The organism is Arenimonas aestuarii (genome assembly GCF_054781715.1).
Map to the genome: position 1 here is coordinate 433,265 of NZ_BAAGTW010000004.1, position 14,545 is coordinate 447,809.

Sequence of the window (14,545 nt, forward strand, 5' to 3'; positions counted from 1 at the left end):
CATGAGCCTCGCCGAGTTCTCCGTCCGCCGTCGCGTCACCGTGTTCATGGTGACGCTGACCTTCGTCCTGTTCGGCCTGATTGGCCTCGGCGCGCTGCCGGTCAACCTGCTGCCGGACCTGAGCTATCCCACCCTGACCGTGCGCACCGAATACACGGGTGCGGCACCGGCCGAGATCGAAACCCTGATCAGCGAACCGGTCGAAGAGGCCGTGGGCGTGGTCAAGGGCCTGCGCAAGCTCAAGTCGGTGTCGCGCACCGGCCAGAGTGACGTGGTGCTCGAGTTCGCCTGGGGTACCGACATGGATCGCGCCGGCCTGGAGGTGCGCGACAAGCTCGAAACGCTCAACCTGCCGCTTGAGGCCGAGCAGCCGGTGCTGCTGCGATTCAACCCGTCCACCGAGCCGGTGATGCGCCTGGTGCTGTCCGACGCCGCCCAGCAGACCAGCGATGCCTCGCTGGTGCGGCTGCGCCGCTATGCCGACGAAGAACTCAAGAAACAGCTCGAGCCCGTTGAAGGCGTGGCCGCGGTCAAGGCCGGCGGTGGCCTGGAGGACGAAGTCCAAGTCGAGATCGACCAGCAGAAGCTGGCGCAGCTCAACCTGGGCATCGGCACCATCATCGACCGCCTCGGCGCCGAGAACGTCAATATTTCCGGCGGCCGCATCGAGGACGGCACCCAGCGCTACCTGGTGCGCACGGTCAACCAGTTCGCCGACATCGAACAGATCCGCGACATGCTGGTCACGGCGCGCACCGCCGGCGGCGGCAATTCCGCGGCCCAGGAAGCCGCCGCGGCCGCGGCGCGTGTTGCCGCAATGACCGGTTCGGCCGAGGCCCTGGCCGCGTCCGCGTCGGCACAGAGCGCCGCCACCGGCGGCGCCAACGTCGCCGGTGGCGGCCAGGCGATCCGCCTTGGCGACGTCGCCACGGTGACCCAGGGGTTCAAGGAACGCGAATCGATCATCCGGCTGGCGGGCAACGAAGCCGTCGAGCTGGCGATCTACAAGGAAGGTGACGCCAACACCGTCAGCGTCGCGGACGCGGTGCACGCCAACCTCGAGCGGCTGCGCCGCGAGCTGCCGGCCGGCATCGAGCTGACGGTGGTCGACGACCAGGCCGTCTTCATCCGCCAGGCCCTTGCCGACGTGCGCTTCGACGCCCTGTTCGGCGGCGGTTTGGCAATCCTTCTGATCTTCTTCTTCCTGCGCGATGGCTGGAGCACCTTCGTCATTTCGCTGTCGCTGCCGATTTCCCTGATCGCCACGTTCTTTTTCATGGACCAGTTCAGCCTCAGCCTGAACGTGATGTCCCTGGGTGGTCTCGCCCTGGCCACTGGCCTGGTGGTGGATGACTCGATCGTGGTGCTCGAATCCATCGCCAAGGCCCGCGAGCGCGGGCTGGGAATCGTCGAGGCGGCGGTGGCCGGCACCAAGGAAGTCAGCATGGCCGTCGTGGCGTCGACGCTGACCAACGTCGCGGTGTTCCTGCCGCTGGTATTCGTCGAAGGCGTGGCTGGGCAGTTGTTCAAGGACCAGGCGCTGACCATCTCGATCGCCATCCTGATGTCGCTGGTCGTTTCGCTGACCCTGATCCCGATGCTGTCCTCGCTCAAGGCGAAGGCGCCGCTGGGTTTCCCGGACGAGGCGCCGGTGTCCCAGGCCGAGCCCAACAGCGCGTTGCTGCGCATGGGCCACCGGGTTCGCTATGGCCTGGGGTCCCTGATCGGGATCCTGGTGTTCGCCATCTCCTGGCTGGTGACGACGCTGTTCCGCGCCGTCATCGTGCCCCTGGGTCGCGTGCTGTCGTGGGTCGGCGGCTACGTGATGAAGCCCTACGACTGGGCCGAACGTCGTTACGCGCGGCTGCTGCCGGCGGCCCTGGCCCGCCCGGGCCGGGTGCTTGCCTCCGCCGCGCTGGCCTTCGTGCTGGCCCTGGCCCTGGTGCCGACCCTGGGCCTGGACATGATCCCGCAGCTGGCGCAGGACCGCTTCGAGATGACCGTCAAGCTGCCCGCCGGCACGCAGCTGCGCGACACCGATGCGCTGATGCGCACGGTGCAGCAGCAGCATGCCGGCGAGCCTGGCGTGCGCGCGCTCTACGGCGTCAGCGGCAGCGGCACGCGACTCGATGCCAGCCCCACCGAATCGGGTGAAAACATCGGCACCCTGACCGTGGTGCTGGGCGAGGGTTACGACGAAGCCACCGAAGCGGCGGCGACCGACAGCCTGCGCCGGACGATGGAGCAGCGATTCCCGGGCGCCGAAGTCAGCTTCGGCCGGCCGGAGATCTTCAGCTTCTCCACGCCGCTGGAAATCGAGCTGCACGGCGCCGACCTGGGCGACCTGGAGCAGGCCGGCCAGCGCCTGGTGGCGCTGATGGAAGGCTCCGACCGCTTCGTGGACATCAAGTCGTCGGTGGCCGAGGGCTATCCCGAGATCCAGATCCGCTTCGACCAGCAGCGGGCCGCGGCGCTGGGCCTGACCACGCGCCAGGTCGCCGACCAGGTCGTGCGCAAGGTGCGCGGTGAAGTGGCGACCCGCTACAGCTTCAACGACCGCAAGATCGACGTGCTGGTGCGTTCCCGCGAGGACGACCGCGCCTCGGTGGACGACATCCGCAAGCTGATCGTCAATCCGGAGGCCACCGTGCCGGTGACCCTGGACGCCGTGGCCGAGGTCATCCAGACCACGGGTCCCGGCGAGATCCGCCATGCCAACCAGGGCCGCGTCGCCGTGGTGTCCTCGGGCCTGGCCTACGGCGACCTGGGCTCCGCCGTGGCCGAAGTCGAACGCCTGGTGGCGGAAAACCCGCTGGGCACCGGCGTCGGCATGCGCATCGGTGGCCAGGGTGAAGAGCTCGCCGCGTCGGTGGCCTCGCTGGTCTTTGCCTTCGGCCTGGCGATCTTCCTAGTCTACCTGGTCATGGCGTCGCAGTTCGAGTCGCTGCTGCATCCCTTCGTGATCATGTTCACCATCCCGCTGGCCATGGTGGGCGCGGTGCTGGCGCTGTTCATCACCGGCGCGACGCTGTCGGTGGTGGTCTTCATCGGCCTGATCCTGCTGGTGGGTATCGTGGTGAAGAACGCCATCATCCTGATCGACAAGGTCAACCAGCTGCGCATCGCCGGCGTGCCCAAGCACGACGCCATCCTGCAGGGCGCCTCCTCGCGCCTGCGCCCGATCGCGATGACGTCGCTGACGGCCCTGCTGGGCTTCCTGCCGATGGCCCTGGCCACCGGTGAGGGCGCCGAGGTGCGCGCGCCGATGGCCATGACGGTCATCGGTGGCCTGGCGGTGTCGACGCTGCTGACCCTGGTGGTGATTCCGGTGGTCTACAACCTGCTTGACCGCCGCAGCGACGAAAGTTACGTCGCCCGCGCCAAGCCCATCGTCATCGAGGAAGATGGCGGCGAACCGGAAGGTGCGCGCGCATGACCATCGCCGAACTCAGCCTGCGCCGGCCGGTGTCGGCGATCATGTTCTTCGTGTCCATGGTGGTCATCGGCCTGATCGCCGCCTTCCGCCTGCCGCTGGAACAGTTCCCCGATCTCAATGCGCCCTTCATCGCGGTCGAGCTGCCGTACCCGGGCTCGACCCCTGACGAGGTCGAGCAGAGCCTGGTGCGCCCGGTCGAAGAGGCCCTGTCCACCCTGCAGGGCATCAAGAACCTCAACTCGATGAGCCGGGCCGATGGCGGCAGCGTCTGGATCGAGTTCTCCGACTGGGACCGCGACGTCGAAGTGCTGGCCTCGGAGGCGCGCGAGCGCATTGACGCCATCCGCGACGAACTGCCGGACGACTTCCAGCGCTACCGGGTGATGAAGTTCTCGACCAGCGACGAACCCGTGCTGCGGGTGCGCCTGGCCAGCGAACGCGACCTCACCAACGAATACGACCTGATCGACCTCAAGCTCAAGCGCCGGCTCGAGCGCATGCCGGGCGTCGCCCGCGTCGATATCTCCGGTGCCACGCCCAGCGAAGTCGAGGTGGCGATCGACCCCGACCGCCTGGCGGCGCATGGCCTGAGCCTCAACGAACTGGCCATGACCCTGCAGGGCGTGAACTTCTCGGTCTCGGCCGGCACCATCGAGGACGGCGCTCGCCGCCTGCGCGTGCAACCGGTGGGCGAGCTTCGCGACATCCAGGAGCTGCGCGAACTGGTGGTCGGCGCCAACGGCCTGCGCCTGGAACAGGTCGCCGACGTGCGGCTCAAGCCCCAGCGCATGAATTACGGCCGCCGCCTTGAGGGGCGCCCGGCGGTCGGCATCGACGTCTTCAAGGAACGCAACGCCAACCTGGTGGAGGTTTCGCGCACGGTCATGGCCGAGATCGAGCAGATCGGCCGGGAGTCCGATTTCAAGGGCGTGCGCATGATCCTGATCGACAACCAGGGCGACAACGTCACCGGTTCGCTGCTCGAACTCACCGAGGCCGGCATCATCGGCCTGGTGCTGTCGGTGGCGGTGCTGTTCTTCTTCCTGCGGCACTGGCCGTCGACGCTGATGGTCAGCCTGGCGATCCCGATCTGCTTCATCATGACCCTGGGTTTCATGCACTTCCTGGGCGTGACCCTGAACGTGCTGACGATGATGGGCCTGCTGCTGGCGGTCGGCATGCTGGTGGACAACGCCGTGGTGGTGGTGGAGAGCATCTACCAAGAGCGCGAAAAGCACCCGGGCAACCCGCGCTACGCCTCGATCATCGGCACCAAGCACGTGGCCATCGCACTGTCGGCCGGCACCCTGTGCCACTGCATCGTGTTCGTGCCCAACCTGTTTGGCGAAACCAACCAGATCAGCATCTTCATGGTGCAGATCGCGGTCACGATCACGGTGTCGCTGCTGGCCTCGTGGCTGGTGGCGATCAGCCTGATCCCGATGCTGTCGGCGCGCATGAAGACGCCGCCCGCGGCCACGGCCCGCACTGGCCTGATTGCGCGCATGCAGGACCGCTATGCCGATTTCCTGGACTGGACGCTGCGCCATCGCTGGACCAGCGTCGGCGGCATCCTGCTCATCGTGGCCGTCAGCGTGGTGCCGATGACCCAGACCAAGACCGACTTCTTCTACCAGGAGCCGGGCCGCGAGCTGGACATGTTCTACCGCTGGAACGGCGCCTACTCGCTGCCGCAGATTTCCGAGGAAGTGCTGCGGGTCGAACGTTTCCTCGACCAGAACCGTGAGGAACTGCAGATCGAGCAGATCTACTCCTGGTACAGCGAACAGGGCTGGGCCGGCACCAAGGTCACGCTGCGCAACGAAGGCGGCGGCCTGCGCGACCCGCTCGAGATCATGGATCAGATCCGCAAGGACATGCCCAAGTCGGCTCGCGCCACCGTCGGCTTCGAACAGGGCGGACGGCAGGGCGGGGGTGGCAACAGCGACACGGTGCAGGTGTCGCTGATCGGTGACTCGTCCGAACAGCTCAAGCGGCTGGCCGAGGAAATCGTGCCCCTGCTCGACCGGCGCACCGAACTGCGCGACGTGCGCGTGGATACCGGCGACGAAAACTCGGAGCTGGCGATCAGCGTCGACCGCGACAAGGCCCTCACCTATGGTTTCAGCGCCGAGGAAGTTGCCCGCTACGTCGGCACCGCGCTGCGCGGAACGCCGCTGCGCGAGTTCCGGCGCGGCGAGTCCGAGGTTCCCGTGTGGGTGCGTTTCGACGGCTCCGAACAGTTCGGCGTCCAGGACCTGGCCGGCTTCACGCTGCGCGCCCCCGATGGCACGGCGATCCCGCTGCTGGCCCTGGTGCGGGTCGACACCCAGGAAGCCGCGACCCAGGTCTTCCGGCAGAACCGCCGCACCACGCTCAACATCCAGTCCAACCTGGGCGAGGGCGTGACCGCGCCCGATGCCCGCAAGGCCATGGAAGAGGTGCTGGGCGGGCTGAGCCTGCCGCCGGGCTACCACTGGAGCTTCGACGGCATCTTCCGGCAGAACGACGAAGCCGGTGCGCAGATGGCCTTCAACACCCTCATCGCCCTGCTGATGATCTATGTGGTGATGGCGGCGGTGTTCGAGTCGCTGCTGTTCCCGGCGGCGATCATGAGCAGCATCGTGTTCTCGATCTTCGGGGTGTTCTGGCTGTTCTGGATCACCGGCACGGTGTTCACGATCATGGCCTCGATCGGCATATTGGTGCTGATGGGCGTGGTGGTGAACAACGGCATCGTGATGGTCGAGCACATCAATACGCTGCGCCGGAAGGGCATGGACCGGACTACGGCCCTGGTGCAGGGCAGTCGAGACCGCCTGCGGCCGATCCTGATGACCATGGGCACGGCGATCCTGGGTATGGTGCCGATCGCGCTGAGCACCACCCAGATGGCCGGCAGCGGCCCGCCGTATTACCCGATGGCGCGCGCGATCGCCGGTGGCCTGGCCTTCTCCACGCTGGTGAGCCTGCTGTTCCTGCCGACCATCTACGCGATCCTGGACGACATGAGCCTGGCCGTCTCCCGCCGCATCGCCCAGGCCCGCGCCAAGGCGCCGCTGGGCGGGGCGGTGGTCAGCGGCTGACCGGACTCAGGCCAGCTGGCTGAGCAGGGTGGCACCGCCTATCCACACGGCGACGGCGGTGCCCAGGCTGGTCAGGAAGAAGTTGACCAGCACGCGGGCGACGCGGTTCTTCCACCAGCCGCTGATGTGGCCGGTGTCGTCGCGCAGGCGCAGGAAGTCGGCATAGGTCGGCTTGCGCACCCAGGCTTCCACGAGGGCGCTGACCGTGCCCGAGGCCAGGGCCGGGTGCAGCGGCGTCAACGGCGATGAAACGGCCGCGGCCAGGATGCTCAGCGGATGCCCGCCGGCCGCCAGGCAGCCGAGCGCACCGCCGGCGGCGGTGATCAGGGCCCACTGCAGCACCAGTTCACCGCCCAGCTCGGCGCCGCCCTGCCAGAAGCCCCAGGCGAAGCCGCCCAGCAGGAACACCGCCAGCACGATCGTGAACCACGGGATGTCGCTGCGGCTCGGCAGTTCGTTCAATGCGTCCAGCGCCGGCTGCGGCGCATCGTTGTTGCCACGCAGGTGTTCGGCCAGGCCCTTGAGGTGGCCGGCGCCGACCACCGCCAGCACCTCGCGGCCACCTTCGTCGCCGACCTGGCGCAGGCGGTTGGCCATGAACTGGTCGCGCTCGGCGATGATGGCCCGGTACAGCGGCGGGCTGCCGGCGGCGAACTCGCCGAAGCTTGCTTCCAGGAAGTCGCCCTTCTTCAGGCGTTCGATTTCATCCTCTTCCACCGACTCGTCGGCCAGCAGGCTCGCGCCCAGGCCGGCAATGAGCTTGGTCCGGCCCCAGAAGCCCAGCGCGCCGAAGGCGCGGCGCAGGGTGATGCCGACGTCGCGGTCGACCAGGGCCAGGCGCAGGCCGCGTGCCTGCGCGCCGACGGCGGCGGCCTTGAGCTCGGCGCCCGGTTCGACATTGAGTTGTTCGGCCAGGCGCCGCTGGTAGGCGGCCAGGGCCAGGTTGGCGGCGACCAGGCCGGTCTTGCCCTCGCGCAGTATCTGGAAAAGGTCGAGCTTCGACAGCGCGTCGGGATCGGTCAGGGCGCGGTGGCGCTGGGCGTCGAGTTCAACCGCGATGGTGTCGTAGCGGCCGCTGGCAAGCGCGGCTTCCACCGCGTCGATGCTGGCCTGCGACACGTGCGCGGTGCCCAGCAGCGTGTAGCGCACGCCGTCGCGCTCGACGATGGCATGGGGCTGGTCCTGCAGGCCGTCCGGGACGGTGCCGTTGGCGGCGTTCAATCCCGGTACCGCTTGAGCAGGTCGCCGTAGGCGTCGATGCGGCGGTCGCGCAGGAAGGGCCAGATGCGACGCACGTCCTCGCTGCGGGCCAGGTCGACATCGGTCACCAGCACTTCCGGGGCGTCGGTGCCGGCTTCGGCCAGGTATTCACCCTGCGGGCCCAGCACGTGGCTCGAGCCCCAGAAGCGGATGCCGGAAGTGCCGATCGGCGAAGGCTCGTGGCCGACGCGGTTGCAGCTGAGCACCGGCAGGCCGTTGGCCACCGCGTGGCCGCGGTGGCTCAGGATCCAGGCGCCGCGCTGGCGGTCCTTCTCGCCCGGCTCGTCGTCCGGGTCCCAGCCGATGGCGGTGGGGTAGAGCAGCAGGTCGGCGCCGGCCAGCGCCATCAGGCGCGCCGCCTCCGGGTACCACTGGTCCCAGCACACCAGCACGCCCAGGCGGCCGACCGAGGTGTTGATAGGTTCGAAGCCCAGGTCGCCCGGCGTGAAATAGAACTTCTCGTAAAAACCCGGGTCGTCGGGGATGTGCATCTTGCGGTACTTGCCGGCGATCGAGCCGTCGGTCTCGAAGACCACCGCGGTGTTGTGGTACAGGCCGGCGGCCCGCCGCTCGAACAGCGAGGACACCAGCACCACGGCGTGCTTTTTCGCCAGCGCGCCCAGGCGGTCGGTGCTGGGGCCGGGAATCGCTTCGGCGCGGTCGAATTCGGACGTGGCTTCGTGCTGGCAGAAGTAGGCACCGTTGTGCAGTTCCTGCAACAGCACCAGCTTCGCGCCGGCGGCCGCGGCCTCGGCGACGCGGGCCTCGATGTTGGCCAGGTTGGCCTCGACGCTGCCGTGGTCGCGGTCCTGGACCAGGGCAACACGCAGGGAATTGTTTTTCATGCCAGCAGGCCTTCGGGAAGTTGCATGGTGACGCAGTGCAGGCTGCCGTTCTGCCAGATCAGCGGCCGGCAGTTCACCGGCACGATCTCGCGGCCCGGGAAGGCTTCGGCCAGGACCTTGGCAGCGGCTTCGTCGGCGCTGTCGCCGTAGGCCGGCATCAGCACGGCGTCGTTGATGATCAGGAAATTGGCGTAGGAAGCCGCCAGGCGGCGACCATCGTCGAGCACCGGCCGGGCCCAGGGCAGCGGGAACAGGCGGTAGGGCTGGCCGTCGGCGGTGCGCAGGTCGGCCAGCTCCGCGGCCATGGCCTGCAGTTCGGCGTAGTGGCTGTCGTCGGCGTCGTCGCAGGCCTGGTAGACGATGGCATCAGGCGCCGCGAAACGCGCCAGGGTGTCGATGTGGGCGTCGGTGTCGTCGCCCTCGAGGTAGCCATGGTCCAGCCAGAGCGTGCGCGACTGCACCAGCTCGCCCTCAAGCAGTGCGGTGATCTCCGCGCGCGACTTGCCTGGGTGGCGCTCGTGCAGGCAGCGCCAGGTGCTGAGCAGGCTGCCGCGGCCGTCGGTTTCGATGCCACCGCCCTCCAGGGCGAAATCCACGCGGCGGTGGCTGGCGTCGCGGAACAGGCCCGCGGCGTGCAGCCTGGCCACCAGCTGGTCGTCGCGGCCGGCTTCGAACTTGCCGCCCCAGGCGGTGAAGTGGAAGTCGAGCAGCCGGAACCCCGGCCCTTCGCGAAGAGTGATCGGGCCGGAATCACGCAGCCAGGTGTCGTCGTAGTCGACCTCGAAAAAACGCACCTGGTTCAGATCGACGCCGGCGGAGCCCAGCTGGGCGGCAGCGCGCTCGCGCAGGGCCGGGCCGGCCACGCAGACCAGCGCCGGCTGGAAGCGCGTGATGGCGGCCACGAGGCCGACGTAGGTCTGTTCGACCTGGGCCAGGCGCTCGGCCCAGTCGGTGCCTTCGTGCGGCCACGCAAGAAGGACGGCGGACTGGGGTTCCCATTCCGCCGGGAAGCGAAGGAGTTGTGACATTCGGCTTTACTGGATGGGCTTGGGACCGATCTCTTCGGGCCGGCTCTTGGCGGCCACCGCGTCGACGACGTGGTTGTACTCGAAGTAGACCGAAAAACCGGCGTAGTCCCAGCGGGTGATCGGCGGGTTGTGCTTGCGCGAATTCGGGCCGGCGACCGGGGCATGCTTGCGCTGCGGGGCGCCGTAGGCCGCCTCGACCTGAGACATGGACTGGCCGCGGGCGGGCAGGGCGGCGGACTCGGCCTGGATGCGATCGACCAGCAGGGTGTCGGCGGACGCCGGGGACGCCTGCAGCAGCAGGCCGGTGGCCAGGGCAAAGGCCAGGGACAGGGGATGGACCTTCATGGAGCACCTCCGCGGGTTCGTCGGGATGACGGGTAGGGTCGGGATCATCGCAAAACCGGCCTGAACGCGCCATCCGCCCCCCCAGGGGCCGGGCCGGGAAACAAAAACGCCGGCTTTCGCCGGCGTCTTCGTTTCCAACCTGGCGGCCGCGCTTAGCGCTGGCGGGCCTTGAAACGCGGGTTGGACTTGCAGATGACAAAGACCTTGCCGCGACGGCGCACGACCTTGCAGTCGCGATGGCGGGTCTTCGCCGACTTCAGGGACGAGAGCACTTTCATGGCAGTTCCTTAAAGGGGTTGGGGCGATAAAGAAGCGGGAGTATAGCCCAGTCCAAAACGGCTTGCAATACAAGCGTTTGGGGGCGAATCCCGACCCGGATCAGCGCAGGTAGGCCTGGGTCAGGGTGTTCAGGTGCAGGCGCTCGGCGTCGCGCAGCAGGGGCGAGAGCAGCATCATCACCTGGACGATGCCGCGCCGGATGGCCTCGTTTTCGTCCTTGTCCCCGCGGACCGAGGCGTAGTTGAGCCAGAACGTGGCCAGCACCAGGATATTGGTGGCCGTGGCCTCGACTTCGGCTGCCGAGGCCCGCATCACCCCGGCCTGGACCAGGCCGCGCATGCCCGACGTGGCGTTGTCGGCCGCCCGCTTGAGGATGCGGGCGAAGCGCAGGCGCAGGCGCCGGTTGCGGCTGAGGATGTCGACCAGGTCGCGGTAGAGGAAGCGGTAGTCCCAGATCGCCTCGAACACCAGGTGCAGCTGCAGCCAGATGTCCTCCAGGTCCCGCAGCCGGCCCTCGGGCGCCACCAGGGCCGTGTCCATGCGCTCTTCATAGCGCGCGAACAGCTGCTCGATGATGTCGTCCTTGTTGCGGAAGTGGTAGTAGAGGTTGCCCGGGCTGATTTCCAGCTCGTCGGCGATGTGGTTGGTCGTGACGTTGGGCTCGCCCTGTTCGTTGAACATGGCGAGCGAGGCATCGAGGATGCGCTGGCGGGTCTGCCTGGCCATCGGGCGGCGTCAGCCGCGGAGCGTCTTCACGAGGGCCACGTACTTCTTCATGGCTTCCTCCTGGTTCATGCCGGCCAGCTTTTCCCAGGCCTCGTACTTGGCGGTGCCGACAAAATCGAAGAAACCGGGCTTGGGCCCGCTGACGTCGCCCTCCGACCCCTGCTTGTACAGCCCGTAGAGGCGCAGCATGGTGTCGTTGTCGGGCCTTTCGGCCAGGTCCATCACGTCCTTGGCGGCTTTTTGGAAGTCGGATTTCAGGTCGGCCATCGTCTTGGATCCCCACGATCGAAGCCCCGGTGATAACACGGCCCCCGAGGAAGTTCAACGCGGGGTTTGCCGCCCGCGCCGGGCTCTGGCAACTTAGCCCTATCGCCGGCCGCTTCGGGCCGGTCCCGGGGTCAAGGGCAGGGGAGAGGACATGTCTTATTTCGTAACGGGCGCCACCGGTTTCATCGGGCGCTACCTGGTCAGCAACCTGCTCAAGCGCAAGGGCACGATCCACGTGCTGGTCCGCAAGGGTTCGGAGAAGAAGCTCGAGGCGATCGCTACCTCGATGGGCTGGGACCGCAAGCGCATCGTCATGGTCACCGGCGACCTGTCCAAGCCCAGGCTGGGCCTGGCGCCGGCCAAGGTGAAGGCGCTGTCGGGCAAGGTGAAGCACTTCTTCCACCTGGCCGCCATCTACGACCTGTCCGCCGACGCAGCCTCCCAGCAGGTGGCCAACATCGACGGCACCCGCCATGCCATCGAACTGGCGGCGGCCATCAAGGCCGGCTGCTTCCACCACACCAGTTCGATCGCGGCCGCCGGCCTGTACCCGGGCGTTTTCCGCGAGGACATGTTCGAAGAGGCCGAGGGTCTTCGCGATCCCTACCTGCGCACCAAGCACGAGTCCGAAGGCATCGTGCGCAAGGAATGCAAGGTGCCGTTCCGCATCTACCGTCCCTCGATGGTCATCGGCCATTCGAAGACCGGCGAGATGGACAAGATCGACGGCCCCTACTACCTGTTCACGCTGGTCAAGAAGATGCGCCAGGCGCTGCCGCAGTGGGTGCCGACCCTGGGCATCGAGGGTGGTCGCATCAACGTGGTGCCGGTGGACTTCGTCGCCGACGCCATGGACCACATCGCCCACAAGCGCGGGCTGGACGGCCAGTGCTTCCACCTCGTGGACCCCGAGCCCAAGCGGTTCGGCGAGCTGATGAACACCTTCTGCCGCGCCGCGCACGCGCCGGAGATGACCATGCGCCTGGACGCCCGCATGCTGGCCGTGGTGCCGGGCGCGGTGCGCAACGCGGTCACCAACCTGCCGCCGGTCAAGCGCTTCACGGCCATGCTGCTGCGCGACCTGAAGCTGCCGCCGGCGACCCTGTCCTTCATCACCTATCCGACCAAGTTCGACACCCGTGTCGTCGAGCGCGCCCTCAAGGGCAGCAAGATCACGGTGCCGGACCTCGATTCGTACGCCTGGCGCATCTGGGACTACTGGGAGCGCCACCTCGACCCCGACCTGTTCGTCGACCGCACCCTTCGTGGCCACGTCTCGGGCAAGGTGGTGCTGATCACCGGCGGTTCCTCGGGCATCGGCAAGGCCACGGCGATCAAGGTCGCCGAAGCTGGCGCGAAGGTCATCATCGTCGCGCGCGGCGAAGAGGAGCTGTTCAGTACCCGCGACGAAATCCTCGCCGGCGGCGGCAAGTGCTGGGCCTACACCTGCGACCTGACCGACCTGGGCAGCTGCGACAAGCTGGTGGCCACGGTGCTGGCCGAACACAAGGCGGTGGACATCCTGGTCAACAACGCCGGACGGTCCATCCGCCGTTCGGTCGAGCTCAGCTACGACCGTTTCCATGACTACGAGCGCACGATGCAGCTGAACTACTTCGGCTGCCTGCGCCTGATCATGGGTTTCCTGCCCGCCATGACCCAGCGCCGCAGGGGCCAGGTGATCAACATCAGTTCGATCGGCGTGCTGGCCAGTTCACCGCGCTTTTCGGCCTACGTGGCCTCCAAGGCCGCGCTTGACGCCTTCAGCCGCTGCGCCCAGGCCGAGTTCAGCGGCAAGAACATCGCCTTCACCACGGTCAACATGCCGCTGGTGAAAACGCCGATGATCGCCCCGACCAAGATGTACGAGTCGGTGCCGACGCTTACCCCCGAGGAGGCCGCCGACCTGGTGGTCAAGGCGATCATCGAGCGGCCCAGCCGCGTCGCCACCCGAATGGGCATCTTCGCCGCCACGCTCAACGCCGTGGCGCCGAAGGCCTACGAGGTGATCATGAACACGGCGTTCGAGATGTTCCCGGACTCGGCCGCGGCCAAGGGCGACCGCAAGACGCTCAGGGACGAGAAACCGACCAACGAGCAGGTGGCCTTCGCCGCGCTGATGCGCGGCGTGCACTGGTAGCGCCTACTGGCACTGCCGCCAGCGGACCTGGCCGGTCGTACCGGCCGGGGGCTCGAGCTGCAGGCGGCTGTAGCGCAGCTCTTCGTACTGCAGGAGCACGGCGCAAGCCTCGTTGACCAGGCCGGTGTCGATGCCGTCGGCCCGGTTCATCCGGATCACCAGGGTGGACTGGGTGGACCACTGTGCGTTTTCCGCCGCGCTCAGTTCGCCGACTTCGGCGGCGGCGGCAAGGCGGCGCTCGATGCGCTGCTGTTCGGTCAGCCTGGCCACTACCTCAAGCTCGCGCAGCGCGCCTTCGGCATCCTGCGAGGCCTTGTCGGTGAATCGCGAGGCCGGGGCTTCGGCTTCGGCAGCGGGCGCGGCATCGCCGGCGGTGCCCGCGGGGGCTGCATCGGGGATGGCCGCGGGTGCGGCGACTGCCGGGCCGGCAGGGATGCCGGCCACCGGGCCGGGCTCGCCGGGCTGCATGGAATAGCCGGCGGCGAACACCAGCAGGCCGAGGGCCATGCTGGCGAACATGCCCAGGCGCTGTCCCTTGCGGATCTCGCTGGCGGCCTGTTCGCGGATCGCCAGGACCATCTGCGGGGCCGCGAAGGGTTCGACCTGCGGCCAGAGGCTGCGGCCATCGGTCAGGTCGACGCCATAGCGCCGCGCCAGGTCGCGGGCAAAGCCCTCGGCGCTGCCAAGGGTTACCAGCATGCCGCTGGTGGCACCCTGCAGCTGCACGGCGTTGGCGAAGTCGCGGACGTTGGCCTCGCCCAGCCGGTAGGCCGTACCGTGCTTGTAGCCCAGCAGGCAGCGCTCGTCCCCCTTGACCAGCAGGAACTCGGCGCCACCGTCGCCGGGCTGGCGGCTCGACGGCAGTTCCTTGTAGCCCTTTTCCTCCATGGCCTGGAGCACGAGGCCGGCGCATTCACGCCACTTCATGCCGGCCAGTGCCTGGATGCCGACCTGGGTTTCTGCGAGGCGGCGGCGATGCACGCCGAACCACCAGGTGCTGGCGACCAGCGCGGCAATGGTGACGACGATCGCGGCAACGAGGGGGCTGAGGCCGAACATCCGGTCACTCCGATTCAAGGGGGGCAGGGGCTGCAGAGGATAACGCGGAAAGCCGCGGACGATGGCCGCGCATA

Annotated in this window: 11 protein-coding genes; 3 read left to right on the top strand and 8 right to left on the bottom strand. The window is 68.0% G+C overall.

Annotation, left to right across the window (positions count from 1 at the left end):
* Position 1: 1 nt before the first annotated feature.
* Positions 2–3,436 carry an efflux RND transporter permease subunit gene (locus tag ACYVJH_RS02870; protein WP_460453147.1) on the top strand — a complete coding sequence of 1,145 codons (3,435 nt, stop codon included), beginning with the start codon at positions 2–4 and terminating at the stop codon, positions 3,434–3,436.
* A complete protein-coding gene (locus ACYVJH_RS02875) occupies positions 3,433–6,522 on the top strand; it encodes an efflux RND transporter permease subunit (protein ID WP_460453148.1) in 3,090 nt (1,029 codons plus the stop codon). Before ACYVJH_RS02870 ends, ACYVJH_RS02875 begins: the two co-directional genes overlap by 4 nt.
* A gap of 6 nt (positions 6,523–6,528) precedes the next feature.
* On the opposite strand, the gene ACYVJH_RS02880 is transcribed toward ACYVJH_RS02875, so the two are convergent.
* From ACYVJH_RS02880 to ACYVJH_RS02910, 7 genes are all read right to left on the bottom strand, one after another.
* Positions 6,529–7,743, bottom strand: a complete 1,215-nt coding sequence (locus tag ACYVJH_RS02880) for a TraB/GumN family protein (RefSeq protein ID WP_460453149.1) — start codon at positions 7,741–7,743, stop codon at positions 6,529–6,531.
* On the bottom strand, positions 7,740–8,627 hold the full coding sequence (locus ACYVJH_RS02885; RefSeq protein ID WP_460453150.1) for a carbon-nitrogen hydrolase: 888 nt from the start codon (positions 8,625–8,627) through the stop codon (positions 7,740–7,742). Before ACYVJH_RS02885 ends, ACYVJH_RS02880 begins: the two co-directional genes overlap by 4 nt.
* Positions 8,624–9,655: an agmatine deiminase family protein gene (locus tag ACYVJH_RS02890; RefSeq protein ID WP_460453151.1), complete on the bottom strand. Its 1,032-nt coding sequence runs from the start codon at positions 9,653–9,655 to the stop codon at positions 8,624–8,626. Before ACYVJH_RS02890 ends, ACYVJH_RS02885 begins: the two co-directional genes overlap by 4 nt.
* A gap of 6 nt (positions 9,656–9,661) precedes the next feature.
* Complete coding sequence (locus tag ACYVJH_RS02895; RefSeq protein WP_460453152.1) at positions 9,662–10,000, bottom strand: hypothetical protein; 339 nt, start codon at positions 9,998–10,000, stop codon at positions 9,662–9,664.
* Positions 10,001–10,152: 152 nt separating this feature from the next.
* A complete protein-coding gene (gene ykgO / locus ACYVJH_RS02900) occupies positions 10,153–10,278 on the bottom strand; it encodes a type B 50S ribosomal protein L36 (RefSeq protein WP_005913193.1) in 126 nt (41 codons plus the stop codon).
* 100 nt (positions 10,279–10,378) lie between these two features.
* Positions 10,379–11,005 (bottom strand): TetR/AcrR family transcriptional regulator, encoded by a 627-nt coding sequence (locus ACYVJH_RS02905; RefSeq protein ID WP_034220376.1) that lies wholly within the window; start codon positions 11,003–11,005, stop codon positions 10,379–10,381.
* A 9-nt stretch (positions 11,006–11,014) separates the two neighbouring features.
* Positions 11,015–11,272, bottom strand: coding sequence for an acyl-CoA-binding protein (locus ACYVJH_RS02910; protein ID WP_460453153.1), 258 nt, complete (start codon positions 11,270–11,272; stop codon positions 11,015–11,017).
* Between the two features lie 151 nt (positions 11,273–11,423).
* Here ACYVJH_RS02910 and ACYVJH_RS02915 point away from each other — a divergent pair, with 151 nt between their 5' ends.
* Complete coding sequence (locus ACYVJH_RS02915) at positions 11,424–13,412, top strand: SDR family oxidoreductase (protein ID WP_460453154.1); 1,989 nt, start codon at positions 11,424–11,426, stop codon at positions 13,410–13,412.
* Positions 13,413–13,415: 3 nt separating this feature from the next.
* Here ACYVJH_RS02915 and ACYVJH_RS02920 read toward each other — a convergent pair whose 3' ends face one another.
* Positions 13,416–14,471 carry a restriction endonuclease gene (locus tag ACYVJH_RS02920; RefSeq protein WP_460453155.1) on the bottom strand — a complete coding sequence of 352 codons (1,056 nt, stop codon included), beginning with the start codon at positions 14,469–14,471 and terminating at the stop codon, positions 13,416–13,418.
* Positions 14,472–14,545: the final 74 nt, after the last annotated feature.